Annotated in this window: 23 protein-coding genes; 11 read left to right on the plus strand and 12 right to left on the minus strand. The window is 65.2% G+C overall.

What is annotated here, in order from left to right; translation table 11 throughout:
* The first annotated feature begins 9 nt into the window (after positions 1-9).
* The 3 genes from ASC75_RS21145 to ASC75_RS21155 all read left to right on the plus strand — a co-directional run bounded on the left by ASC75_RS21145 (position 10) and on the right by ASC75_RS21155 (position 3,443).
* A complete protein-coding gene (locus ASC75_RS21145) occupies positions 10-915 on the plus strand; it encodes a branched-chain amino acid ABC transporter permease (RefSeq protein WP_055979920.1) in 906 nt (301 codons plus the stop codon).
* Positions 916-1,122: 207 nt separating this feature from the next.
* Complete coding sequence (locus ASC75_RS21150) at positions 1,123-1,707, plus strand: TRAP transporter small permease subunit (RefSeq protein ID WP_055979923.1); 585 nt, start codon at positions 1,123-1,125, stop codon at positions 1,705-1,707.
* On the plus strand, positions 1,704-3,443 hold the full coding sequence (locus ASC75_RS21155) for a TRAP transporter large permease subunit (protein ID WP_055979926.1): 1,740 nt from the start codon (positions 1,704-1,706) through the stop codon (positions 3,441-3,443). Before ASC75_RS21150 ends, ASC75_RS21155 begins: the two co-directional genes overlap by 4 nt.
* A gap of 119 nt (positions 3,444-3,562) precedes the next feature.
* Here the strand turns inward: ASC75_RS21155 and ASC75_RS21160 are convergent, their stop codons facing one another.
* Positions 3,563-4,675 carry a TRAP transporter substrate-binding protein gene (locus ASC75_RS21160; protein ID WP_055979929.1) on the minus strand — a complete coding sequence of 371 codons (1,113 nt, stop codon included), beginning with the start codon at positions 4,673-4,675 and terminating at the stop codon, positions 3,563-3,565.
* Positions 4,676-4,973: 298 nt separating this feature from the next.
* On the opposite strand from ASC75_RS21160, the gene ASC75_RS21165 reads away from it, so the two are divergent.
* On the plus strand, positions 4,974-5,747 hold the full coding sequence (locus ASC75_RS21165) for a gamma-glutamyl-gamma-aminobutyrate hydrolase family protein (protein WP_055980298.1): 774 nt from the start codon (positions 4,974-4,976) through the stop codon (positions 5,745-5,747).
* A gap of 294 nt (positions 5,748-6,041) precedes the next feature.
* Here the strand turns inward: ASC75_RS21165 and ASC75_RS21170 are convergent, their stop codons facing one another.
* The 4 genes from ASC75_RS21170 to ASC75_RS21185 form a co-directional block, all read right to left on the minus strand.
* On the minus strand, positions 6,042-7,076 hold the full coding sequence (locus ASC75_RS21170; protein ID WP_055979932.1) for a LacI family DNA-binding transcriptional regulator: 1,035 nt from the start codon (positions 7,074-7,076) through the stop codon (positions 6,042-6,044).
* A 64-nt stretch (positions 7,077-7,140) separates the two neighbouring features.
* Entirely contained in the window at positions 7,141-8,079 is a 939-nt protein-coding gene (locus ASC75_RS21175; protein WP_156381341.1) for a DMT family transporter, read from the minus strand.
* 94 nt (positions 8,080-8,173) lie between these two features.
* The gene (locus ASC75_RS21180) at positions 8,174-8,686 is read right to left on the minus strand and encodes a MarR family transcriptional regulator (protein WP_055979935.1); all 513 of its coding nucleotides are present in this window, start codon (positions 8,684-8,686) and stop codon (positions 8,174-8,176) included.
* A gap of 194 nt (positions 8,687-8,880) precedes the next feature.
* A complete protein-coding gene (locus ASC75_RS21185; RefSeq protein ID WP_055979938.1) occupies positions 8,881-9,615 on the minus strand; it encodes an intradiol ring-cleavage dioxygenase in 735 nt (244 codons plus the stop codon).
* 184 nt (positions 9,616-9,799) lie between these two features.
* Here ASC75_RS21185 and ASC75_RS21190 point away from each other — a divergent pair, with 184 nt between their 5' ends.
* Complete coding sequence (locus ASC75_RS21190; protein WP_055979941.1) at positions 9,800-10,888, plus strand: GTP-binding protein; 1,089 nt, start codon at positions 9,800-9,802, stop codon at positions 10,886-10,888.
* 192 nt (positions 10,889-11,080) lie between these two features.
* On the plus strand, positions 11,081-12,055 hold the full coding sequence (locus tag ASC75_RS21195; RefSeq protein ID WP_055979944.1) for a WD40 repeat domain-containing protein: 975 nt from the start codon (positions 11,081-11,083) through the stop codon (positions 12,053-12,055).
* Positions 12,056-12,113: 58 nt separating this feature from the next.
* On the opposite strand, the gene ASC75_RS21200 is transcribed toward ASC75_RS21195, so the two are convergent.
* Positions 12,114-12,566, minus strand: a complete 453-nt coding sequence (locus ASC75_RS21200) for a hypothetical protein (protein WP_055979947.1) — start codon at positions 12,564-12,566, stop codon at positions 12,114-12,116.
* Positions 12,567-12,612: 46 nt separating this feature from the next.
* Between ASC75_RS21200 and ASC75_RS21205 the strand changes: the two genes are divergently transcribed.
* A complete protein-coding gene (locus ASC75_RS21205; protein WP_244487900.1) occupies positions 12,613-13,071 on the plus strand; it encodes a MarR family transcriptional regulator in 459 nt (152 codons plus the stop codon).
* Positions 13,072-13,097: 26 nt separating this feature from the next.
* On the opposite strand, the gene ASC75_RS21210 is transcribed toward ASC75_RS21205, so the two are convergent.
* On the minus strand, positions 13,098-13,550 hold the full coding sequence (locus ASC75_RS21210) for a hypothetical protein (protein ID WP_156381342.1): 453 nt from the start codon (positions 13,548-13,550) through the stop codon (positions 13,098-13,100).
* Positions 13,551-13,702: 152 nt separating this feature from the next.
* Here ASC75_RS21210 and ASC75_RS21215 point away from each other — a divergent pair, with 152 nt between their 5' ends.
* Together ASC75_RS21215 and ASC75_RS21220 are read left to right on the plus strand one after the other, a co-directional pair.
* Positions 13,703-15,085, plus strand: a complete 1,383-nt coding sequence (locus ASC75_RS21215) for an aspartate aminotransferase family protein (protein ID WP_055980312.1) — start codon at positions 13,703-13,705, stop codon at positions 15,083-15,085.
* A gap of 30 nt (positions 15,086-15,115) precedes the next feature.
* Positions 15,116-16,504, plus strand: a complete 1,389-nt coding sequence (locus ASC75_RS21220) for a glutamine synthetase family protein (RefSeq protein ID WP_055979953.1) — start codon at positions 15,116-15,118, stop codon at positions 16,502-16,504.
* A gap of 16 nt (positions 16,505-16,520) precedes the next feature.
* On the opposite strand, the gene ASC75_RS21225 is transcribed toward ASC75_RS21220, so the two are convergent.
* Positions 16,521-16,814: an addiction module antidote protein gene (locus ASC75_RS21225; protein ID WP_055979956.1), complete on the minus strand. Its 294-nt coding sequence runs from the start codon at positions 16,812-16,814 to the stop codon at positions 16,521-16,523.
* 2 nt (positions 16,815-16,816) lie between these two features.
* On the minus strand, positions 16,817-17,104 hold the full coding sequence (locus ASC75_RS21230) for a type II toxin-antitoxin system RelE/ParE family toxin (RefSeq protein ID WP_055979959.1): 288 nt from the start codon (positions 17,102-17,104) through the stop codon (positions 16,817-16,819).
* A gap of 174 nt (positions 17,105-17,278) precedes the next feature.
* Between ASC75_RS21230 and ASC75_RS21235 the strand changes: the two genes are divergently transcribed.
* Both ASC75_RS21235 and ASC75_RS21240 read left to right on the plus strand, forming a co-directional pair.
* Positions 17,279-18,514, plus strand: a complete 1,236-nt coding sequence (locus tag ASC75_RS21235; protein WP_055979962.1) for a putative DNA modification/repair radical SAM protein — start codon at positions 17,279-17,281, stop codon at positions 18,512-18,514.
* The gene (locus tag ASC75_RS21240; protein WP_055979965.1) at positions 18,514-19,959 is read left to right on the plus strand and encodes a UdgX family uracil-DNA binding protein; all 1,446 of its coding nucleotides are present in this window, start codon (positions 18,514-18,516) and stop codon (positions 19,957-19,959) included. Before ASC75_RS21235 ends, ASC75_RS21240 begins: the two co-directional genes overlap by 1 nt.
* Here ASC75_RS21240 and ASC75_RS21245 read toward each other — a convergent pair.
* The 3 genes from ASC75_RS21245 to guaD form a co-directional block, all read right to left on the minus strand.
* Positions 19,956-21,221 (minus strand): glycerate kinase, encoded by a 1,266-nt coding sequence (locus tag ASC75_RS21245; protein ID WP_055979969.1) that lies wholly within the window; start codon positions 21,219-21,221, stop codon positions 19,956-19,958. The genes ASC75_RS21240 and ASC75_RS21245 overlap by 4 nt on opposite strands.
* A gap of 184 nt (positions 21,222-21,405) precedes the next feature.
* The gene (locus ASC75_RS21250; protein WP_055980315.1) at positions 21,406-21,903 is read right to left on the minus strand and encodes a heme-degrading domain-containing protein; all 498 of its coding nucleotides are present in this window, start codon (positions 21,901-21,903) and stop codon (positions 21,406-21,408) included.
* A gap of 57 nt (positions 21,904-21,960) precedes the next feature.
* Positions 21,961-23,277, minus strand: coding sequence for a guanine deaminase (gene guaD, locus ASC75_RS21255; protein ID WP_055979972.1), 1,317 nt, complete (start codon positions 23,275-23,277; stop codon positions 21,961-21,963).
* Positions 23,278-23,392: the final 115 nt, after the last annotated feature.

Here is a 23,392-nt window from a genome sequence, read left to right on the forward strand (position 1 = left end):
GGACAGCGCATGCTCTATTTCCTGCAGCAACTCCTCAACGGCGTGCATTCGGCAGCGATCTACGCCTTGCTGGCCTTCGGCTATGCGCTCGGCAACGGCCTGCTCCGGCGCACCAACCTCGCCTATGGCGGCATCTTTGCCTTCTGCGGCCAGACCATGATCCTCGCCGCTGTCTATGGCTGGCAGGTACTGTGGCTGACCCTGCCGGCGACAATCGCATTCGGCACCCTGGTGGCAATTGCCTATGCCGGTTTCGTCACCCGGCTGCTGTCGCGTGCCGTGCTTGCCCCCCTTGCCAACCGTTCGCCCAATGCGATCGTCGCCGCCACGCTCGGCCTGCTCATCGTCCTGATGGAGGTCAGCCGCATCGCCGCCGACACCCACGACTACTGGCTGCCGCCGATGCTGGCGACGCCGGTTGTCTTCGCCGCCCAGGGCGGGTTCCTGGCGACCCTGACGGTCATTCAGCTGGTCAACACGGCGATTGCAGCCACGATCGTCACCGGCGGCGCGATCCATCTGGCGCGTTCGCGCTTCGGCCGCCACTGGCGCGCGGTATCGGACGATCCGCTCGCTGCCGAGCTTTGCGGCATCCACACCGGCCGCATCTTCCATCGCGCGCTACTCTATGGCGGGTTCTGCGCCGGCGCGGCCGGCATCCTGGCCGCGCTCTATTATGGCAATATCGGTTTCGGCGCCGGCCTCGTCTACGGCCTGAAGATCCTGTTCATCACAGCCGTCGGCGGCTACTACGCACCCGGCAAGGCAGCACTCGGTGCCGCCGCCTTCGGCATGGTCGAGGCGCTGTGGGCCGGCTATTTCCCGATCGAATGGCGCGACGCCTGGATGTATGGCCTGCTGGCCGCCATGCTGGTGCTGGCCGGCGATCGCCGGGACGCGCCCGGCACGGTCTGAAAGCGCCGGATTTCGCCTGCGACTTTGGTTGTATGCCGCAGCGTCACGGAAGCTTTTCCCCTGTTTTCACGCCTTCGCGGCGGTTGACGCCATAGCGCTGTTATGTTGACGCGGCCCCCATGACCGGCATACCCATGGACAACGGGAACGCCGGAAAAAGAACGTCGGGGGACAACGGCTGCCCCATCAAAAATCAGGGAGGAATGCATGGCAGGGCTGCTCGCTCTATCCAGAGCCATTGACCGCATAAACGAGGCGATCGGCAAGATGGTCGCCTGGGCGATCCTGGTCGCCATCCTCGTCAGTGCGGGTAACGCAATCGTCCGCAAGGCGTTCAACATGTCGTCCAACTCCTGGCTGGAGCTGCAGTGGTACCTGTTCGGCGCCGCCTTCATGCTGGCCGCCGCCTACACGCTCAAACAGAACGAGCACATTCGCATCGACGTCGTCTACGGCATGTTCTCGCGCCGCGTGCAGCACTGGATCGACCTGCTCGGCCACCTGCTGTTCCTGATGCCCTTCGTGCTGCTGATGATCTTCTACTTCGTCCCCTATGTCAGCCTGTCGTTCCGCTCGGGCGAGGTGTCGTCGAGCGCCGGCGGCCTGATCCTGTGGCCGGCCAAGGCGCTGCTGCTGATCGGCTTCGTGCAGCTCGGCTTCCAGGGCATTTCGGAGATCATCAAGAAGATCGCCATCATGCGCGGCGACATGGAAGATCCCAACCCCTTCATTTCCGCCCACGAGGCCGCCGAGCTCGAAGGCAAGGCGCTCGCCGACGAGGTGCGCTCATGATCGAATTCATCGCCCAGAACATGGCGCCGATCATGTTCTTCTCGCTGATCATCTTCATGCTGCTCGGCTATCCCGTCGCCTTCTCGCTTGCCGCCAACGGGTTGCTGTTCTTCCTCATCGGCGTCGAGCTGGCGCCGATCTCCAACGGCACCATCAACCTGTCCTGGCCACTGCTCTACGCCCTGCCGGAACGTTTCTGGGGGGTGATGTCGAACGAGACGCTGCTGGCGATTCCGTTCTTCACCTTCATGGGCATCGTGCTCGAGCGATCCGGCATGGCCGAGGACCTGCTCGACACAATCGGCCAGCTGTTCGGACCGATCCGTGGCGGCCTGGCCTATGCCGTGATCTTCGTCGGCGCCCTGCTCGCCGCGACCACCGGAGTGGTTGCCGCCTCGGTCATCGCCATGGGCCTGATCTCGCTGCCGATCATGCTGCGCTACGGCTACGACCGTCGCCTCGCCTCGGGCGTCATCGCCGCCTCGGGCACGCTGGCCCAGATCATCCCGCCGTCGCTCGTGCTCATCGTGCTCGCCGACCAGCTCGGCCGCTCCGTCGGCGACATGTACAAGGGCGCCCTGATCCCCGGCCTGGTGCTGACCAGCCTGTACATGGGCTACATCCTGATCATGTCGATCGTCCGGCCGAAGTCGATGCCGGCCCTGCCGCTGGAGGCCCGCACGCTCGGCCATGGCGTGATGTCGCTGTTCGTGGCCCTGGCGGTCGCTGCCGTCATCGCCTATGCGGCGCACGTCTATCTGTCGCCCACCCACGGCGCCAACGCCGACATCCTCGGTGCCTGCGTCGGCGTCATCTTCATCTATGTCGTCGCCATCGCCGACCGCGGCCTGAAGTTCAACATGATGTCGCGGCTGGCCCAGCAGGTCATCATCGTGCTGATCCCGCCGCTGGCGCTGATCTTCCTGGTGCTGGGCACCATCTTCCTCGGCATCGCCACGCCGACCGAAGGCGGCGCCATGGGTTCGGTCGGCGCGCTCATCATGGCCGCCGTCAAGGGCCGGCTCAACTTCGACGTCGTCAAGCAGGCGCTGGCCTCGACCACGCGGCTGTCGTCCTTCGTCATCTTCATCCTGATCGGCGCCCGCGTCTTCTCGCTCACCTTCTACGGCGTCAACGGCCATCTCTGGGTCGAGCACCTCTTGGTGTCGCTGCCCGGCGGCGAAGTCGGCTTCCTCATCGCCGTCAACGTGCTGGTCTTCCTGCTCGCCTTCTTCCTCGACTTCTTCGAACTGGCCTTCATCGTCGTGCCGCTGCTGGCACCGGCCGCCGACAAGCTCGGCATCGACCTGATCTGGTTCGGCGTGCTGCTCGGCGTCAACATGCAGACCAGCTTCATGCACCCGCCCTTCGGCTTCGCGCTGTTCTACCTGCGTTCGGTCGCGGCGCGCGTGCCCTATCTCGACAAGATCACCGGCAAGAACATCCAGCCGGTGACGACGGGGCAGATCTACTGGGGCGCCGTTCCCTTCGTCTGCATCCAGGTCATCATGATCGGCCTGACCATCGCCTTCCCGCAGATGGTGATGCACTACAAGGGCCCGACGGTCGATCCGGGCAGCATCGAGATCAAGATGCCCGACATGCCGAGCCTCGATGGCGGATTCGGCCTGCCACCGCTCGGCGCACCCGCCCAGCCGGGAACGGCACCAGGCACGGCACCCGCCCCGGCCCAGCCGGCGGCTCCGGACCTGTCCAAGCCGCCAAGCTTTAACTGACCAGGCAGACAAGCAGAAAGGGCGCCCCGATGGGTGCCCTTTCCTGTTTCGGCCTTGGCTGCGGACAAAGAAAAACCCCGGGTCGAAGCCCGGGGTTTCCTCAATGGATGCGGGTCAGCTCAGAGCTTGCCGCCGCGCTGCTGGACCATCATGAAGGTGTCGTAGTTGTATTCGGCGACCTGCATGTTGAGGTAGTAGTCCTTGCGGAAGGCCTTGATCGATTCCCAGGTCTTCTTGAAGGTCGGATTGCCTGCCTCGATCTCGGCATAGGTCTGGTTCGCCGCGTCGAACGATGCCGACATGATCTCGGGGCTGAATGGCCTGAGCTGCGCGCCGGCAGCGACCAGGCGCTTCAGGGCCGCGGTGTTGAGCCAGTCGTAAGCGGACAGCATGTTGGCGTCAGCCGCCTGCGCCGCCACCTTGAGCACCGACTGGTACTGCTTCGGCAGCTCGTCGAACTTGGCCTTGTTGAACAGGGCGTGCACGGTCGGGCCGCCTTCCCACCAGCCGGGGTAGTAGTAGAACGGAGCAACCTTGACGAAGCCGAGCTTCTCGTCGTCGAACGGTCCGACGAACTCGGCAGCATCGATCGTGCCCTTTTCGAGCGCTGGGTAGATGTCGCCGCCGGCGAGCTGCTGGGGAACGACGCCGAGGCGTTCGAGAACCTTGCCGGCAAAGCCGCCGACGCGGAACTTCAGGCCCTGGAGGTCGGCGACGGTGTTGATCTCCTTGCGGAACCAGCCGCCCATCTGGACGCCGGTATTGCCGGCCGGGAAGCCGACGATGCCCTGGGTTCCGAGGAACTCATTGAACAGGTCGATGCCGCCGCCCTGGTAGTGCCAGGCATTGATGCCACGCGCGTTGAGCGAGAAGGGCACCGCCGAGCCGAGCGCCCAGGTCGGGTCCTTGCCCCAGAAATAGTAGCAGACCGTGTGCGCGGCTTCGATGGTGCCGGCGGTGACGGCGTCCGCCACCTGCAGCGCGGGAACGATTTCGCCTGCCGCGAAAACCTGTATCTGGAAATTGCCGTCCGTGACGTCGGACACATATTTCGAAAGCGTCAGTGCGCCGCCGAAGATCGTGTCGGAGAGCGACTTCGGGAACGACGACGCCAGGCGCCACGTGACCTTTGGATTGGACTGGGCAATTGCCGGTGCGGCAAGCGTCGCGGCAGCCGCCGCTGCCCCCACGCCGGTCGCGCCAGCTTTTCTGATAAATGAACGGCGATCCATCAAAATCCTCCCATGCTGGACCGAAAGAACCTATGCGACGCTGGGGAAATTTTGGCCTCCCACCACTACGCCGCCCGCGACAATACACGGCGAAGGGTGCGAGTAAAGCGCGCCCGGCGGGGCGCCCGGAGTTTGGCCTAGGAAAACGCTGCGGCAGCCCAAGCATCTAAAACTATAGTCTAATCCCGATTTCCGGCCGCATGCGTGGCCCACAAACTTGTGTTGGAAAACAGCCATCCGATCGCCTATTTTACGGGCAAGGAAACAGCTCGCTTCCCACAAGGGTTTGAACCTCATCATGCACCAGCCGCTCGTCGCCGTGTCGTCAGACGTCAAGCAGTTCGAGAACTACACCTGGCATGCGGTGCCCCAGCAATATCTCGAGGCAGCGATCACCGGGGCAGGCGTGCTGCCGGTGCTGGTGCCGTCCTTCGGCGACCGGCTCGACCTCGACGAGCTTCTGTCGTCCGTCGACGGCGTCATGCTGACCGGCTCCAAGTCGAACGTCGACCCGCGCCTTTATGGCGAGGAGGCGACCGAGGCCAACGGCCCTTACGACTTCGCCCGCGACTCCACCACCATGCCGCTGATCCGCAAGGCGATCGAGCGCGGCGTGCCGCTGCTCGCCATCTGCCGCGGCATCCAGGAACTCAACGTCGCGCTCGGCGGCTCGCTCGGCACCGAGATCCAAGAGCGTGAGGGCATTGCCGACCATCGCGCGCCGGTCAGCGACAACCAGGACGAACGCTTCGCCATCCGCCAGGTGGCGACGATCAAGCCGGGCAGTTGCCTGGCAGGCGTATTCGGACCCGGCGATATCATGGTCAACTCGGTCCACCGCCAGGCCATCGAGCGGCTTGGCCCCAAGCTCCAGGTCGAGGCCGTCGCCCCCGACGGCACGGTGGAGGCGGTGTCGGTGCGCGATTCCAGGGCCTTCGCCGTCGGCGTGCAATGGCATCCCGAATACTGGGTGAAGTCCGACGACGTCTCGCAGCGCATCTTCAAGGCGTTCGGCGATGCCGCCCGCGCCCATGCCGTCGCCCGCCAGGCGGCGAGGACGGCGGCGGAGTAGGCTCGCAAGGCCCGGCACTTTGGGAGCGTGGCAGGCGCGCCCGGCGCGCCCTCGTGGTTCGACAGGCTCACCATGAGGGATACGGAGGCGTGGCGCCTACATCGTGCGACTTCAGTATCTTGAAGCTGGCCCGCACCCGCCCTGACCTTGGTCCAGGCGATGCCCTCCGAAACCCTCATGGTGAGCCCGTCGAACCATGAATCTTGAGCCGGCGCTCCGATCCCATTCGCAGCCAATTGCACTCGGCCGCGCCTCCCGATGCGGCTCCGTCCCCCCAGCTATCACACGACCGGACTAGCCGCGTTCCTTCGGCCTGCCGGTCGACTGCCGGACATGCAACTCGGGCTTGATCAGTTCCTGCGACGGCCGCACCGACTGGCCGTTGAGCTTGTCGAGCAGCGCGCTCGCGGCGCGGCGGCCGACCTCGCGCTGGCCGTTCCACACCGTCGTCAGGGCCGGCGTCGCGATCTGCGCTTCCTCGAGGTCGTCATAGCCGGTGACCGACACGTCGATGCCGGGCACGAGGCCGGCGCGGGCGATGCCGTTCATCAGGCCGATGGCGACGAGGTCGTTCCAGCAGCAGGCCGCGGTCGGCTTGTCCTTGAGCGCCAGGAACTGCCCGGCCGCCTCGAAGCCGCCCTGCTTGGTGCGCGGGCCGGCGATGCGCCACGACGGCAGCACTTCGAGCCCGGCCGCCTCCATGGCGTTGACATAGCCCTGGTAGCGGTGGCGGCCGGTCGAGGTCTGGTCGGTGCCGCCGATCATTGCGATGCGCTTGTGCCCGAGCGAAATCAGGTGGTTGGTGGCAAGCGCCGTGCCATAGGCGTCGTCGCCGCGGAACACCGGCACTTCCGCGCCCTCGACCGAGCGCGCGATCAGCACCGCCGGCAGGCCGTTTTCCTCGGCCATGATGATGTCCTCGGCCGGCGTGCCGATGGCCGGCGACATGATCACGCCGTCGGCGCCGAGTTGCAGCAGCGTGTCGACGAAGGTGCGCTGCTTCTCCAGGTCGTCATAGTGGTTGGACAGGATGAAGGTCTGCCGGCTGCGGTCGAGTTCGCTCTCGATGGAGCGCAGGATCTCGGCGTAGAACGGGTTCATGATGTCGTGCACGACGACACCAACGATGCCCGAGCGCGACGTGCGCAGGCTGGCCGCACGGCGATTGTAGATGTAACCGATCTCGCGAGCGTGCTGCTTGATGCGGTCGCGTGTGGAATCGGCGACGAGCGGACTGTCACGCAGCGCAAGCGACACGGTGGCGGTCGAAACGCCGAGCGCGTCGGCAATCGTCGAAAGCTTGATCTTCTGAGCCAGCGGGCCCTCCATCCGCAAGCGTGAACGGACGGTCTTTTAAACCGTTTAAAGCCGTATGCCATTGTTCAACGGCAAATCAAAGCTTTTTTGCCAGCTCCTCGGCTTCCGCATTCGGCGCGGCGCGGTTCCTGACCCGCAGCTTGTGCTCGCGGTGGATGATGTAGAGGCCGCTGCCGACGATGATCGCAGCGCCGGCGAGCGTGTAGCGGTCGGGCAACTGGTCGAAGACCAGCCAGCCGAGGATGATCATCCAGACCATCTGCAGATAGGGGTATGGCGCAAGTGCGGTGGCGGTGGCGCGCTGGTAGGCCTTGATCAGCAGCCAGTGACCGAAACCGCCGAACACGCCGAGGCCGAACAGCACCAGCCAGTCGTAGAGATGGGCAGGCATCGAGCCGGCGAGCGGCACGGCGGGCAGCATGAAGACCGCTGGAACGACAGCCGAATAGAGGATCAGGCTCTCGGCCGTTTCGCGGCTGCCCATCTGCCTCGTCATGATGGTGTAGAGCGACGAACTCAGCATCGCGCAGATCGAAAACAGGTGGCCGATGCCGAAACCGCCCAAGCCCGGCCGGGTGATGACGATCACGCCGATGAAGCCGACAGAGACGGCGAGCCAGCGCCGCCAGCCGGCCCATTCGCCGAGCAGCGGCCCCGCCAGCGCGGTGATCACCATCGGGCTGGCGAAGTTGATCGACACCGTCTCGGCGAGTTGCAGCGTCTGCAGCGCCATGAAGTTGAAGATGGTCGAGCCGAACATGAACACGGCGCGCAGGATCTGCAGCCATATGCTCTGCGGCACCAGGCGCTCGGGCCGCCTCCAGGCCCTGAACAGCACCATGACGAGAACCGCATGGACCGCGAAACGCACCCAGGTGACGAAGGGAGCGGCCATGCCGGACGTCACCAGGTGCTTGGCGCTGGTGTCGAGGAAGGAAAAGACCAGGCCGGAAGCGAATATCAGCAGGATCGCCGATGACGGCGTTGCAGTCTCTGCTGGTTTTTGAGGAGTCACGCTGGCAGGCCGGATAGGACGGAGGATCCCTCGCTATTGCGCCAATAGGCGCCGCCCGGCAAGGCAAAATTCGTGGGTACGGCGCATGAAGCGCCTATTCCGCCGCTTCGGCTTCCGCTTCGGGCTCGACCTCGGTAGCGCCCTCGACGTCGGCAGCCGCCTCTTCGTCGATGAGCGTCAGGTCCGACAGGTTGGCCTCGATGCGCAGGAGAAGCTTGGACAGCTGCTTGAGGTCCTTCTTGTCGAAGCCCTTGAGAGCCTGCTTTTCGGTCTTCTTGACCGATTTCTCGACGGCGCGGATGGCATCGTGGCCGGATTCGGTGAGGAAGATGTGGGCCTGGCGGGCATCGGTGTCCGAGGCGCGCTTCTCAAGGAATCCCTGGGCCTGCAGCCGGTTGATGGTCTTGGTGATCGTCGGCGGGCGCACGCCGAGCCGCGAGGCGAGTTGGCCGGGTGTCTGGCCGTCCTCGTCGTGCAGCGACAGCATGATCTGGTCCTGGCCGGCATAGAAGCCGTGGGCAAGCAGCCGTGCGGCAAGCGAGGTGCGCGCCAGCCGGGCCACCTGGTGAAGCCGGCTCATCGCCGCGCCTTTGTTGGACTTGGACATCCGCCCTCTCCTGCGCCACGCCCCCGTGCCGTAGTGGCCGAGAATAGTTGCTGCGTAGCCCTTGGCAATCGACCCTGCGGGAGATTGTTGCCGTCACGCTTTGCCGGCAACCCATCCGCATGAGCGCTATTGCCAGACGGATGTTACAGTTCGATGACAGATACCCTTCGCCGGCAAATTTCCGGATGCGGCCCTTACCCCGCCCGCTTCACCGCGACGATCATCAGCGCCTCGTAGGCCGACGCAACCTCCCGGACCGCGCTTTGCACGCCCTCGCCGGCGCGACGCAGGATGCCGTCGTCGGCGTTCGTCGTGTCGCGTGCCCCGCTGCGCTGATTGTAGGGCGCGACGGTGGTGAAGATATGCTCGCTGAGGTCGTCGGGAAAGAACATCTGGCCGGTCATCGCGCTGCCCTCGCTCGGGAACGCCTTGAAATGGATATGCGTGGTGCGGCCGCGATACCAGCCGGGATAGATTGTCTTGAAGGCGGCGATGCCGTCCTTGCCGGTACGCTGCCAGCCACGCAGGAATTTTTCGCCGGTAGTGTCGACGTCGCGGCCGTCGCCCTGGCCGGGATAGCCGGAGTAGTGGCCGGTCGCGTCGCAATGCCAGAGGTCGACGCGCGCACCCTCGATCGGCACGCAGGCCTCGTCGACGACCTGCAGGCGCACCGTCAGCGCCACGCCCTCGCGTCCTTCGGTGATCTCGGCGCGCTCCAGCGCCGGATCGAAATAATAGGGCCCCTCGGTCGTTTCCGGCGTGATCGCGCACACCCCGGCCTCGGGCATGAGCAACGAGGCGCCGCCTGCCGGCGAAGCCTGCTGGGCGAACAGCTGGACCGGCACCAGCGCGCCGCCACCGGCGGTCACTGCGATCAGGCCGAGCGCCCGGCGGCGGCTCAGTATGCTGGAAAAAGATGCTTTCGGCATCGTCGTCTGTCTCCGAAAATGGGGCGGCAAGCCCCTTGCCCGGCCATCAATCTAGGCACTGCCCGGCCGCCATCCCAATGAAACTTCCGTAATGTGCGCAACGCGCTGCCGCGATGCCGTTTGAGACGTGCAAAAGCCTTTCCGGCATCCTATATGGAGCCTCTATTCGATCCCGAGGACGACCATGACCGAAGCTCAGACCCAAATCCCCGTCACCGTGCTGACCGGCTATCTCGGCTCCGGCAAGACGACCCTGCTCAACCGCATCCTGTCGGAGAACCACGGCAAGCGTTATGCCGTCATCGTCAACGAGTTCGGCGAGATCGGCATCGACAACGACCTGATCGTGGAATCCGACGAGGAAATCTACGAGATGAACAATGGCTGCGTCTGCTGCACCGTGCGCGGCGACCTGATCCGCGTCGTCGAGGGCCTGATGCGCCGTCCCGGCCGCTTCGACGCCATCGTCGTCGAGACCACCGGCCTTGCCGACCCGGTGCCGGTCGCCCAGACCTTCTTCATGGACGAGGACGTGCGCGCCAAGACCAAGCTCGACGCCGTCGTTGCCCTGGTCGACGCCAAGCACCTGCCGCTGCGCCTCAAGGACAGCCGCGAGGCCGAGGACCAGATCGCCTTTGCCGACGTCGTGGTGCTGAACAAGACCGACCTGGTCAATGCCGACGAGCTGCGCGACGTCGAGGCCGCCGTCCGCGCCATCAACCCCTCGGCCCGGATCCATCGCACCACCCGCGCCGGCGTTGCCCTCGACCAGGTACTCGACCGCGGCGCCTTCGACCTGAAGCGCGTGCTGGCCGACGATCCGCATTTCCTCGATGCCCACGATCACGACCACGACCATGAATGCGGCCCGAACTGCGACCACGACCACCATCATCACCACCACGATCATGATCACCACCATCATGACCATGACCACCACGATCACGACCATGGCGCCGTGTCGCCGATCCATGACGTGACGGTGCAGTCGGTGTCGCTGCGCGGCGGCGAGATGGATTCCAAGAAATTCTTCCGCTGGATCGAGAAGATCACCCAGATGGAAGGCCCGAACATCCTGCGCCTGAAGGGCATCATCGCCATCAAGGACGATCCGGACCGCTACGTCATCCAGGGCGTGCACATGATCATCGAGGGCGACCACCAGCGCGCCTGGAAGGACGACGAGAAGCACGAGAGCCGGCTGGTGTTCATCGGCCGCGAGCTCGACGCCGAGCGCCTCAAGCGCAGCTTCGAGGCCTGCCAGGCGGCGTAAGGCCGCCAAACTAGTTACCGGATATTCTGCTCCTCATCCGACCCTGAGCTTGTCGAAGGGCCGGCACCTTCTCCCCGTAAATGACGGGGAGAAGGAAGATGGCCGCAATGCCGACGCCCCCCTCGCCCCGCTTGCGGGGAGAGGGTAAGGGTGAGGGGCAAAGATACATCGAAGACGGAACCAGCCTTTCTCATGCCCACAGTCGCCCCGTTTGACCTCGAAGGCCATTGCATCGCTGCTGCCTTCATCGACAACATCCCCTTCTTCGCACTCGCCGACGGCATGGTGCACTGGCTCGACCACGGCCAGAAATCGGTCAAGCTGCATGACGGCCTGCTGTCGGCGACGACCAGCGCCGGCAACGACCTGCTGATCACGGGCGGCGAGGACGGCAAGGTGATGTCGCTGGGATCGTCGGGCACCGCCCAGGAACTCGCCAGCGCCGGCAAGAAGTGGGTCACCGCTGTCGCCTCGGGCCCGCAGGGCGCCGTCGCCTATGCCAGCGGTCGCAATGCCTGGGTGCGCTTCGCCGACGGCAAGACCAAGGAATTCGTTCACCCGCGCTCTGTCGAGGGCGTCGCCTTTTCGCCCAAGGGCATGCGCATCGGCATTGCCCGCTACAATGGCGCGACGCTGCATTTCCCCGCCGCCGAGGGCAAGCCGGTGGAACTGGAATGGGCGGGCGCCCATACCGGAATCACGTTTTCGCCCGACGGCGCCTTCCTCGTCACCACGATGCAGGAAAACGCGCTGCACGGCTGGAAGCTGGTCGATGGCAAACACATGCGCATGACCGGCTACCCCGCCAAGGTGAAGAGCCTGTCATGGAGCGCCAAGGGCAAGTGGCTGGCAAGCTCCGGCGCGCCCGCCGCCATCGTCTGGCCGTTCAGCGGCAAGGACGGCCCGATGGGCAAGGCGCCGCTCGAACTCGGCACCCGCGGCAATTCCATGGTGACGTCGGTCTGCTGCCATCCCAGCGAAGACATCGTCGCCATCGGCTATGACGACGGCATGGTGATGGCAGTACGTTTCGCCGACTCCAAGGAGGTGCTGTTGCGCCGCCCCGGCAAGGGCGCCATTACCGCAATGGCCTGGGACAAGGACGAGCGCCGCCTCGCCTTCGGCAGTGCCACCGGCGACTGCGGCGTCATCGACATCGCCGGCTAGAAACTCCAGGGAGACCGTGAAACGTCTTCCGTTCGAAGCAACGTCAGACACCCTCAATTCAGCCGGCGCGGACAACCCTCACCGGCTTGCGCCGGAGCGCCAGGCCGTCGCGCATGTTGAGCGACAGAAGCGTAATGTTGATCGCACCCGCGATCAGTTCCAGCCCCTGCACGACGACGAAACCCGCATCGAAGCGGCCGGCTTCGGCCCAGCCGGCGAGCACATAGGCCGAGGGCAGCAGCACCAGAAGCCCGTTGGCGGCAATGATGCGCATGCGGCGCTTCTTCTGCTGCACGACCGGGCTTCTCCAACCCCTGCCGAGCGAGAAGCCCGAGGCGCCGGCGATCATCATGGCCGGGATCAGCACCACCATGCCGCCAAGGATGGCTGCCTTGACCATGGCTATGGTTTCGGCGTTGCCGCTGAGTTCGGCTGCAGCCGTGGAAATCCAGAAACAGGTGACTGTGATCAAGGCGACCGTCCCGGCCGCCGCATGGAGCTTCGCTTTCATTGTCGAGCCTCCGATTTTGATAGCAAGCTATATATCATTGCATAGCATGCTATTCAAGCTCTATCTCTCGGCCATGGCTTTCCAGAAAGAACGCTCCGCCGGCTACCTCGCCAACCAGATGGCGCGCCTCTTCGCCAAGGGCCTGCACGAGCGCATCCGGCCCCTCGGGCTGGCGCCGGCGCAGTTCATGACGCTGCTGCCGCTGTGGGACGAGGACGGGATTTCCCAGAGCGAACTGGTGCGGCGTCTCGATGTCGAGCAGGCGACGATGGCCAACACGCTGACGAGGATGGAGCGCGACGGGCTGATCGAGCGGCGCGCCAATCCCGGCGATGGCCGCTCCCAGGCCATCCACCTGACGCCAAAAGCGAAAGCGCTGCGCGATCCCGCCACCGTTGCGGCCCGCGCGCAGAACGAGGCGGCGCTGGCCGACTTCTCCGAGGACGAACGCCAGGCATTCCTGGCGCTCATGCGACGCGCGATCGCCTCCATGCACAAGGATTGACGCGCGTACTCAACGTGTTTCGATGGCTACTCGACCAGGCAGGTCGCCCGGCCGGTGAAATTGTAGGTCCTGCCGTCGCCGCCGGCAGCACCCGTCATGTCGAACACCGTGACGGAATACTGGCCGATGTAGTCGCCCTCTTCGCCCGACTTGGTCCTGATCGTGACCTCGACATAGCCATGCGGCTTGTCGCCGTCGCGCTCGCGGTAGACCACCATGCGCAGCTCTTCACCATCGAGCCAGTATTGCGCCAGGTGCTCGCGCCCGAAGGTAATCTTGCGCAGGTCCGCCTCAATGGCCTTGTTGGCAATCTCGATCTCGCCGCGAAAATCGAACACCGGACTGCCCATGCCGCGAGTGACGCCACTCTCGATGGTCAGTTTCACTGCCTCATCCTTGGCACCGCATGACAGCCCGCCAGAGGCAACGGCCGGGCCCGCCGCAAGCAGGATCGACATAAGCACCATCATAACACGCATCGGCATCCATCCCCAAAGCACAGTGTCATGATCGCCGATGCCCGGGGATGGTCAAGTGCCCCAGGGCTGAGCCAATCGACGCCGCAAGCACGGCCAATTGCGGTTTCGCATCCGCTCTGGCTAGAGTGCCCCGGTATCAGTCGGGAGCCATGATGAACCGCATCGAACGTCCGGAAGCCACCGAAGGCGGCGTGGCGCTGTCGCGCATCGCCGAGCTTGCAGCCGCCGAGGCCGAAATCTTCACCAGGGCGCGGCCGAAATCGCAGGCCTCCCTCGGCAACGGCATGGCAGGTTTCTTCAACGGCGTTCCGATGCACTGGATGAAGGACTGGCCGACGCCGTTCCCCATCCTGGTCGACAAGGCCAGCGGCGCCACCATCACCGACGTCGACGGCAACAGGCTCGCCGATTTCTGCCTCGGCGACACCGGCTCGATGTTCGGCCATTCGCCTGCCCCGGTCGCCCGCGCCATCCGCCGCCAGGCGGGCCGGGGCCTGACCTACATGCTGCCGTCGGAGGACTCGCTCACCCTCGGGCTGCTGCTTGCCGAGCGCTTCGGCCTGCCGCACTGGCAGATTGCCACCACGGCGAGCGACGCCAACCGCTTCGCCCTCCGCGTCGCCCGCGCCGTCACCGGCCGCGACAAGATCCTCGTCTTCAACGGCTGCTACCACGGCGCCGTCGACGAGACGATGGTGCGGCTGGACGGTGGCAAGCCGATCAACCGGCCCGGCCTCGCCGGCGAGTTCCGCGACCTCACCGAGCGCACCCGCATCGTCGAGTTCAACGACCTGCTGGCGCTGGAAGAGGCGCTGAGCCATGACGACGTCGCCTGCGTCATCACCGAACCGGTGCTGACCAATTCCTGCATGGTGCTGCCCGAACCCGGCTTCCTCGAAGGCGTGCGTGCGCTGACCCGCAAGGCCGGCACGCTGCTGCTCATCGACGAGACCCACACCATCTCGACCGGCCCAGGCGGCTACACCAAAAAGCACGATCTCGAGCCCGACCTTTTCGTGCTCGGCAAGCCCGTCGCCGGCGGCGTGCCGGCGAGCGTCTGGGGCATGAGCGAAGAGCTCGCCGCCCGCTACACCGCCTACAACGCCACCAAGGAGCCGGGCTATTCCGGCATGGGCACGACTTTGTCGGCCAATCCCCTCCAGTTCGCGGCGATGCGGGCGACGCTTGAAGAGGTGATGACGGAAGCGAACTACGCCCACATGGAAAAGCTGGCAGAACGGCTGGCCACCGGCCTCGACAAGGCGATCCGAAAACGCAGGCTGCCCTGGCACGTGATGCGTGTCGGCGCCCGTGTCGAGTTCATCTGCGCGCCAGGCCCGCTGCGCAATGGCGGCGAGGCCGAGCACGCGCATGCCTCGCGGCTCGAGGCTGCCGTGCACGTGGCGCTGGTCAATCGCGGCGTGCTGATCGCGCCGTTCCACAACATGATGCTGGTCTCGCCGGTGACGACCGCGCGGCAGGTCGACAGGCTGGTCGCAGCTTTCGGCGATATTGCCGCCCGTCTTGCGGCATGAGACAAGGCACAAGGACAATCGAGTGACATCATGACATCACCTTCCGGCTCGACCGTCGACGAGGCCAGGGCCTTCCTCGACGCGAACCCAGACGTCGAAGCCTTCGACATCGTGCTGACCGACGCCAATGGCGTCGGCCGCGGCAAGATCATCCGCCGCCACGAGCTGATGGGCCTCTACGAAGGCGGACGCCACCTGCCGATCTCCATCCTCGGCCTCGACATCACCGGCGAGGACGTGCACGAGACCGGCCTGATCTGGGATTCCGGCGACGGCGACCTGCGCGCCTGGCCGATCCCCGGCACGCTGAAGCCGATGCATGCCACCAGCCCCGCCCGCGGCCAGCTTTTGATGTCGATGTACCATCTCGACGGCGCGCCGATGACTTCGGACCCGAGGCTGGCGCTGCAGCGCCAGGTCGACAAGCTGGCGGCAAAGGGCCTGCATCCGGCCGGCGCCTTCGAACTCGAATTTTTCCTGCTGGCCAACGAGCGCGACGGCGACGGCAAGGTGCAGCCGGCCCGCGCCGTGCTCGACGGCCGCGCCTCGGGCAAGACCGAGGTCTATTCGGTCGACCATCTGCACGGCATGGAGCCGTTGTTCTCCGACATCTATGCCGCCGCCAAGCTGCAGGGCATCCCGGCGGAAACCGTCATCTCGGAATACGCCCCGGGCCAGTACGAGCTCACACTGCGCTACCGCAAGGACGTGATGCAGGCCGCCGACGACCTGATCATGCTGAAGCGCATCGTCCGCATGCAGGCGCGCCGACATGGCGTCACCGCCTGCTTCATGGCCAAGCCAATCGAAAAATATGCCGGCTCGGGCATGCACTTCCACGCCTCGCTGCTCGACAGCAACGGCACCAACGTCTTCGCCGAAGCGAGGGAAGGCATCTGGGAGCCGAAGCTGCTGCATGCGCTCGGCGGCCTCGCCGACACCATGGCGGAATCGATGCTGGTGTTTGCCCCGCACGCCAATTCCTGGCGCCGCTTCGTCTCGCAGTCCTACGCACCGGTGGCGCCGACCTGGGGCGTCAACAACCGCTCGGTGGCGCTGCGCGTGCCGGCGGGCGACGCCAGGAACCGCCGCATCGAGCACCGCCCCTCGGGCGTCGACGCCAACCCCTATCTGGTCGCCGCGACCATCCTCGCCGGCATCTCGAAAGGGCTGGAGGAACAGCTCGATCCCGGCCCCGAGACCTCGGGCAATGGCTACGAACAGGCCGAAGGCACCGAAAGCGTCATGCCGCCGGACTGGCGCACGGCGATCGAGGTGGCCAAGCAATCGGAATTCCTGCGCGAAGCGCTCGGCCACGACCTGCACCGCACGTTTACGGCAATCAAGGAAGCCGAATACCTGCGTGTTGCCCGCACGGTCAGCGAACTCGACTACCACCTCTACCTGCACGAGGTGTGAGGACGGCAGAAGCTGGCTAAGACTTGGGCGCCGCCTGCACCGTCACAGTCAGGCCGAGACTCCTGACGACGCCGAGCAGCGTCGTCAACCGCGGATCGCCGTCGGCGCTGAGGGCCTTGTAAAGGCCCTCACGCGTTACTCCGGCATCCTTGGCGATCTGGCTCATGCCTCGCGCGCGCGCCACGACTCCGAGCGCATGCGTAATGTAGGCAGCATCACCTGTTTCAAAGGCGTCGGAAATCAGCTCGGCCTGGGACTCAGGCGTATCGAGATACGCCGCAGCATCGAATGGAGTTGTCTTGAGAACCATGCTTACACCTCCTTGGCCAGTTCCAAGGCCCGCTTGATGTCGCGGCCTTGGCTCGACTTGTCTCCGCCGCACAGCAGGATGACCAGAATTCGTCCGCGCTGTACGAAGTAGACGCGGTAGCCGGGACCAAAGTCCACGCGCAGTTCGCCGATGCCGTCGAAGAATTTGACATCGCCAAACAGACCGGCCTCAAGCCGAACCACGCGTTGGGCGATCTTGCGCCGGGCTGCCACGTCCCGAAGCCCATCAATCCATTCCCGAAAAATGTCGGTCTGACGGACCTCGAACATATGTGAACCATAGTTCACAGACATCCAGAAGTCAACGCCGACGTGAACTATGGTTTACACCTGCACCTGTTTGCTGGGCTAGGATCGAGCCTACTGGATTGTGACCCGATCACATTTCTTCATCACGCAGTTGAGGCTCTGGATTTTTATCCTGCAAGAACATACCATGAACAGATGCCAGTTCTTTCGACCCGCGAGAAACTCGCGATCCTCTCCGCCGCCGCGAAATATGACGCTTCCTGCGCCTCTTCGGGCGCCGGTGGGCGCAACTCGCTGAAGTCTGGCGGCATCGGCTCGACCGAGGGCATGGGCATCTGCCACTCCTACGCGCCCGACGGCCGCTGCATCTCGCTGCTCAAGATCCTGCTGACCAATTTCTGCATCTACGACTGCAGCTACTGCATCAACCGCTCGTCCTCCAATGTCAGGCGTGCCCGCTTCACCGTCGACGAGGTGGTGCGGCTGACCATGGATTTCTACAAGCGCAACTACATCGAGGGGCTGTTCCTCTCGTCAGGCGTCATCCGCTCGCCCGACGAGACCATGGCTGAGATGGCGGAGGTGGCGCGGCGGCTGCGGCTCGACGAGAAATTCGGCGGCTACATCCATCTCAAGGCCATTCCCGAGGCATCGGCCGAGCTGATCGAGAAGGCCGGCCTCTATGCCGACCGCCTGTCGATCAATGTCGAGCTGCCGACCGACGAGGGCGTGAAAAGGTTGGCGCCGGAAAAGCGGCCGGAGACGATCCGTGTCTCGATGGCAAAACTGCGCTCGAAGATCGAGGAGAAGGCGGAGCCGACGCTGAGGACGAAGACGCGCGAACGCTTCGCGCCTGGTGGCCAGTCGACGCAGATGATCGTCGGCGCCGACGCCACGCCAGATGCCCGCATCCTCAAGACCAGCGCCCGGCTCTATGGCAGCTACCAGTTGCGCCGCGTCTACTACTCGGCCTTCAGCCCGATCCCCGACGCCTCCTCAGCCCTGCCCCTGAAAAGGCCGCCGCTGATGCGCGAGCACCGGCTTTACCAAGCCGACTGGCTGATGCGTTTCTACGGCTTCGACCAGGGCGAGATACTCGACGGCCAGCCCGATGGCATGCTTGATCTCGACATCGATCCCAAGCTGTCCTGGGCCCTGCGCAACCGCGCCATGTTTCCGGCAGACGTCAACCGCGCCGACAGGGAGATGCTGCTGCGCATCCCGGGTTTTGGCACGCGCGCCGTCGAACGCATCATCGAGACCCGCCGCTTCAGGCGGCTGCGCCTCGAAGACATCGGCCGGCTGTGCCAGTCCGTCGCCAAGGTGCGGCCGTTCATCGTCGCCGAAGGCTGGTCGCCAGGTGCTGCAACCGACGCCGCCCGCCTGCGCGAGACAATCGCGCCGAAGCCGCGCCAGCTCGAGCTGTTCTGATGGCCGGCCAGCGGGCTTTCTCACTGGCCGCATACGCCGTGCATCTGGCCAACCCGACCGACTTCGACGGCTGGCGCGATGCCGCGCGGCGGCTGATCACAAACGAGGTGAAGCCCGAGGACATCGAGTGGCTTGTCGGCGGCGATGCGACCGAATTGCCAGCCCCGACCCCAGGTGTCGAGCTCAGGGTCTCGAGAGAATTCATCGACCGCGCGGCCATCGTCGCCTGCCATTCCAACGGCGAACGTTTCGCCCTGCTCTACCGCCTGCTGTGGCGGCAGCGCAGCGAGCCCCATCTGTTTCGGATTGCCTCGGACCCGGACGTGCGCCGTTTCGAGGCGATGGAGAAGGCGGTCCGGCGCGACGAGCACAAGATGCATGCCTTCGTCCGCTTCCGGAAGATCGGCGACGGCGAACGTTTCGTCGCCTGGTTCGAGCCCGACCACTTCATCCTCGAACTTGCCGCGCCCTTCTTCGTGCGCCGCTTCACCGGCATGCACTGGGCGATCCTGACGCCGCACGGCTCGGCCGAGTGGGACCGTGACCAACTGGCCTTCGGCCCGGCGGCATCGAAGGAGGATGCATTCGCTTCAGACCAGTCCGAGGAGATGTGGCGGACCTATTTCGTCAACATCTTCAACCCGGCGCGCCTGAAGGTGAAGGCGATGCAATCGGAGATGCCCAAGAAATACTGGCGGAACCTTCCCGAGGCCTCGCTTATTCCGGGACTGATCGCTGGCGCCGACCAGGCCGCCAGGGAAATGATCGCAAGGATGCCGACAATGCCCGCACCGCATCACCAGGCCATACAGGCGAAGCACTGGCCCGCAGCCGAAGCTGCTGCCGAGACGGAGGCCCAAAGCATCGACGCTTTGCGCCAGCAGGCAAGTCAGTGCCGGCGCTGCGCGCTGTGGAGCGAGGCGACCCAGACGGTGTTCGGCGAAGGTCCTGATGATGCCGAACTGGTGTTCGTCGGCGAGCAGCCCGGCGACCAGGAGGATCTGCAGGGCCGGCCCTTCGTAGGCCCCGCCGGCAAGATCTTCGACGCCGTGATCGGCGAAGCCGGCATCGACCGCTCATCGGTCTACGTCACCAATGCCGTCAAGCACTTCAAGTTCGAGCCGCGCGGCAAGCGCCGTATCCACAGCAAGCCGAATGCCGGCGAGGTGCAGGCCTGTCGCTGGTGGCTGGTAAAGGAACTCAAGCTGCTGAAGCCGAAGCTGGTGGTGGCGCTCGGCGCGACCGCGGCCCAGTCGCTGCTGGAAGCGCCTGTGGCGATCACCAGACAGCGCGGCCAGGCCATCACCCGCGACGACGGCCTCGCCGTGTTTCTGACGATCCATCCGTCCTACATCCTGCGCATTCACGACCCGCAACAGGCAGCGGCGGAGCGCGCCCGCTTCGCCGAGGACATCAGGACGGTGCGCCAGATAATGGCTGGCTAGCGAACCAGGATCGCCCGGAGATCGTTGACGTTCGTGCCGGTCGGCCCGGGGACGAAGAGATCGCCCACCGAATTGAACGCGGTCCAGGCGTTGTTGCCGGCAAGCATCGCCTTGGCATCGACGCCGGCGCCATGCATCCGCGCAACGGTCGAGCCGTCGGCGAAGGCGCCGGCATTGTCCTCCGAACCGTCGATGCCGTCGGTGTCGGCGGCGAGCGCGTCGATGCCTGTCAGGCCGTCGATGCCAATGGCAAACGCCAGCAGGAATTCGCTGTTGCGACCACCCTTGCCCTTGGCGCGAAGCGTGACCGTGGTTTCGCCGCCGGACAGGATCAGCACCGGCTTTTTGAACGGACGGTTGCGCACGGCGACCTCGCGTGCGATCGCGGCATGCACGCCGCCAACCTCGCGCGCCTCGCCCTCGATGGCGTCCGACAGGATCACCGTCTCGACGCCCTGCTTGCGTGCCGCCTCGGCCGCCGCGTCGAGCGACACGGCGGCGGAGGCAATGACATGCACCTCGTTGCGGGCGAAGCGCGGGTCGGAAGGCTGCGGCGCGTCGGCTGCGGTCGAACTGATGTGCGCCATGACATTTTCCGGCAAGGCGATCCGGTAGGTCTCGATGAGCCGGAGCGCGTCGGCGCGAGACGCCTCGTCAGGCACGGTCGGACCCGAGGCGACCAGCGCCGGGTTGTCGCCGGGGATGTCGGACACGACGAGCGAAACGACGCGGGCAGGATGCGCCGCTGCAGCCAGCCGGCCGCCCTTGATGCCGGAAATGTGCTTGCGAATGGTGTTCATCGCCGAGATCGGCGCGCCAGAAGCGAGCAATGCCTCGTTGACGGCGATCTCGTCGGCCAGCGTCAGGCTGCCTGCCGGCGATGGCAGCAGGGCCGAACCGCCACCAGAGACCAGCGCCACGACGAGGTCGTCCTCGGTCAGGCCGGAAACCGTCTCAAGCAGAAGCTTCGCCGCCTCGAGGCCGTTGGCGTCGGGCACCGGGTGCGACGCCTCGACGATCCTGATGCGTTCGCAGGGTGCCGCAAATCCGTAGCGGGTGACGACGACGCCCTCCAGCGGGCCCTCCCAGGCCTTTTCGAAGGCGGCCGCCATCTGCGCCGAACCCTTGCCGGCGCCGATGACGATAGTCCGACCCTTGGGCTTTTCCGGCAGATGGCGGCGGATCGTGAGTTCCGGATCGGCGGCCGCGACGGCAGCCTCGAAAATCTTGGTCAAAAACTGCTTCGGGTCGGTCATGGCCATCGGTACTCTCAATATCAGTCGCTTCGTCTGTTCATGCAGCATGGCCCCTCATCCCACCTGCCGGGACCTTCTCCCCGTAAACGGGGCGAAGGAGGCTGGCCGCAACGTTGCCGCTTGTCCCTTCTCCCGTTTCTGCGGGGAGAAGGTCCCGGTAGGGGGATGAGGGGCGGCGCAAAGTTCCAAATCATGCCGGCCCGAGCGCAAGCTCCGATCTGGGAATGCCGAGATGGTCGCAGATGGCCGCCACCACGACTTCGTGGTCCTGGCGCTCGGGCAGGCCCGAAACGGCGATGGCGCCGACGACGCCGACACCCTTGACGCGGATTGGAAAGCCGCCGCCGGCCAGCACGTAGTCGTCGATCGGCAGAGCCTCGCCGACGGCAAAGGTGCGGTCCGGCCGCGCCTTCTGCAGCACCATGCGGTAGCTGCTGCGGTGGAAGGTCCTGACGACGTTGATCTTGCGCCGCGCCCACTCGGTGTTGTTAACGGTCGAGCCGGGCAGCGCGCAGTAGAACAGCGCACGGTCCCAAAGCCGGATGTCGATGATGACGGGGAAGTTTTCCGACAGCCCGCGCGCACGGATGGCCGAGCCGATGTCGAAGGCGACCGCCTCGTCGAAGCGGTCGAAGACCAGTCGGTCCTCCTGCTCGGCGATCTTGCTCAGATCCTCGGCTGCTGCCATCGTCCGTTCCTCCATCAGACACGGCTCACATGGCAGACCCGGGCCAATGACGCAAGGTCAGGCGGCGCGATCCATGGTCGTCTTGGCGGCTTTGCCTGCGACATAAACCTCCACCACGGCGCGGTCGTCGCCGAGCGTCTGCAACAGGAACAGCTCTTCGGCCAGCGTTGCAGTGCGTTCCATCCGGAGCCGCATGCCCGGCGTTGCGCGGGCGTCGAGCACCACGATGTCGGCGTCGGTGCCGACATCCAGCGTGCCCACCTTGTCCGAAATCGACAGCGATTCGGCGTTGCCGCGCGTCAGCTGCCAGTAGGAGGCCAGCGGGTTGAGCTTCTCGCCATTGAGCGCGATGACCTTGTAGGCCTCGTCCATGGTGCGCAGCATCGAATAGTTGGTGCCGCCGCCAACGTCGGTCGCAGTCGCGATGCGCAGCGGCTTGTCGCGCTTGCGATAGCGCTGGTAGTCGAACAGGCCCGAGCCGAGGAACAGGTTGGAGGTCGGGCAGAACACCGCGATCGAGCCATGCTCGGAGATCGCGTCGGACTCGCGCTCGCTAAGATGGATGCAGTGGCCCAGAAGCGTGCGCTTGCCGAGCAGGCCGTAGTGCTCGTAGACGTCGGTGTAGTCGCGCGACCAGGGATAGAGCTCCTGGGTAAAGGCGATCTCGGCGTGGTTCTCCGACAGGTGCGTCTGGATGTGCAGGTCGGGGTGCTCGCGCGCCAGCTGGCCGGCCATTTCCATCTGCTCGGGCGAGGACGTGATGGCGAAGCGCGGGGTGATCGCGACGTGCTGGCGGCCCCTGCCGTGCCATTCGGCGATCAGCGCCTTGGTGTCGTCATAGCTCGTCTGCGGCGTGTCGAGCACGCCGTCCGGCGCGTTGCGGTCCATCATCACCTTGCCGGCGATGTTGAGCATGTTGCGGTCGTGCGACTCGGCGAAGAAAGCCTCGGCCGACTGCTTGTGCACCGAGCAATAGGCAGCGACCGTCGTCGTGCCGTGACGCACCATCTCGTCGAGGAACAGCCGCGAGATGCGACGGCCGTGCTGGGCGTCGATGAAGCGCGTTTCCTCGGGAAAGGTATACTTGTTCAGCCATTCCAGTAGCTCGGCGCCATAGGCGGCGATGATCTGCATCTGTGGAATGTGGACATGCGCATCGATGAAACCGGGCAGGATAAGGTGCGGGCGATGGTCGACGACCTTGGCGCCGCCGGCCTGGGCGGCAACCTGGGCATAGGCGCCGACGGCGGCAATCTTGCCGTCGCGCATCAGCACGGCGCCGTCTTCCTCATAGGCGTAGGACCCATGGTCGTCGGCGCTGTCGGGCCAGCGCAGGAAGGACAAGGTACGGCCGCGAAGAAGAGTGGTGGTCATGATCGGACTCTACAAGCTTTCTGGCGTGGCGAAACCGCGGCTGTCGCCGCGCGTCGAAATGGGCGCAACGAGCTGCGCCCTGAACCTCTGCGTGTCGCTGTCTTTTGGCCGGAGC

The sequence above is a fragment of the Aminobacter sp. DSM 101952 genome, assembly GCF_001424795.1.
In the GTDB taxonomy this organism is placed as follows: Bacteria; Pseudomonadota; Alphaproteobacteria; order Rhizobiales; family Rhizobiaceae; genus Aminobacter; species Aminobacter aganoensis.

What these genes read in the sequence shown, in the direction of transcription:
- ASC75_RS21145 (WP_055979920.1), top strand. Translation starts at nt 10, where the DNA reads ATGCTCTATTTCCTGCAGCAACTCCTCAACGGCGTGCATTCGGCAGCG.
- ASC75_RS21150 (WP_055979923.1), top strand. Translation starts at nt 1,123, where the DNA reads ATGGCAGGGCTGCTCGCTCTATCCAGAGCCATTGACCGCATAAACGAG.
- ASC75_RS21155 (WP_055979926.1), top strand. Translation starts at nt 1,704, where the DNA reads ATGATCGAATTCATCGCCCAGAACATGGCGCCGATCATGTTCTTCTCG.
- ASC75_RS21160 (WP_055979929.1), bottom strand. Translation starts at nt 4,675, where the DNA reads ATGGATCGCCGTTCATTTATCAGAAAAGCTGGCGCGACCGGCGTGGGG.
- ASC75_RS21165 (WP_055980298.1), top strand. Translation starts at nt 4,974, where the DNA reads ATGCACCAGCCGCTCGTCGCCGTGTCGTCAGACGTCAAGCAGTTCGAG.
- ASC75_RS21170 (WP_055979932.1), bottom strand. Translation starts at nt 7,076, where the DNA reads ATGGAGGGCCCGCTGGCTCAGAAGATCAAGCTTTCGACGATTGCCGAC.
- ASC75_RS21180 (WP_055979935.1), bottom strand. Translation starts at nt 8,686, where the DNA reads ATGTCCAAGTCCAACAAAGGCGCGGCGATGAGCCGGCTTCACCAGGTG.
- ASC75_RS21185 (WP_055979938.1), bottom strand. Translation starts at nt 9,615, where the DNA reads ATGCCGAAAGCATCTTTTTCCAGCATACTGAGCCGCCGCCGGGCGCTC.
- ASC75_RS21190 (WP_055979941.1), top strand. Translation starts at nt 9,800, where the DNA reads ATGACCGAAGCTCAGACCCAAATCCCCGTCACCGTGCTGACCGGCTAT.
- ASC75_RS21195 (WP_055979944.1), top strand. Translation starts at nt 11,081, where the DNA reads ATGCCCACAGTCGCCCCGTTTGACCTCGAAGGCCATTGCATCGCTGCT.
- ASC75_RS21200 (WP_055979947.1), bottom strand. Translation starts at nt 12,566, where the DNA reads ATGAAAGCGAAGCTCCATGCGGCGGCCGGGACGGTCGCCTTGATCACA.
- ASC75_RS21205 (WP_244487900.1), top strand. Translation starts at nt 12,613, where the DNA reads ATGCTATTCAAGCTCTATCTCTCGGCCATGGCTTTCCAGAAAGAACGC.
- ASC75_RS21210 (WP_156381342.1), bottom strand. Translation starts at nt 13,550, where the DNA reads ATGCGTGTTATGATGGTGCTTATGTCGATCCTGCTTGCGGCGGGCCCG.
- ASC75_RS21215 (WP_055980312.1), top strand. Translation starts at nt 13,703, where the DNA reads ATGAACCGCATCGAACGTCCGGAAGCCACCGAAGGCGGCGTGGCGCTG.
- ASC75_RS21220 (WP_055979953.1), top strand. Translation starts at nt 15,116, where the DNA reads ATGACATCACCTTCCGGCTCGACCGTCGACGAGGCCAGGGCCTTCCTC.
- ASC75_RS21225 (WP_055979956.1), bottom strand. Translation starts at nt 16,814, where the DNA reads ATGGTTCTCAAGACAACTCCATTCGATGCTGCGGCGTATCTCGATACG.
- ASC75_RS21230 (WP_055979959.1), bottom strand. Translation starts at nt 17,104, where the DNA reads ATGTTCGAGGTCCGTCAGACCGACATTTTTCGGGAATGGATTGATGGG.
- ASC75_RS21235 (WP_055979962.1), top strand. Translation starts at nt 17,279, where the DNA reads ATGCCAGTTCTTTCGACCCGCGAGAAACTCGCGATCCTCTCCGCCGCC.
- ASC75_RS21240 (WP_055979965.1), top strand. Translation starts at nt 18,514, where the DNA reads ATGGCCGGCCAGCGGGCTTTCTCACTGGCCGCATACGCCGTGCATCTG.
- ASC75_RS21245 (WP_055979969.1), bottom strand. Translation starts at nt 21,221, where the DNA reads ATGGCCATGACCGACCCGAAGCAGTTTTTGACCAAGATTTTCGAGGCT.
- ASC75_RS21250 (WP_055980315.1), bottom strand. Translation starts at nt 21,903, where the DNA reads ATGGCAGCAGCCGAGGATCTGAGCAAGATCGCCGAGCAGGAGGACCGA.
- guaD (WP_055979972.1), bottom strand. Translation starts at nt 23,277, where the DNA reads ATGACCACCACTCTTCTTCGCGGCCGTACCTTGTCCTTCCTGCGCTGG.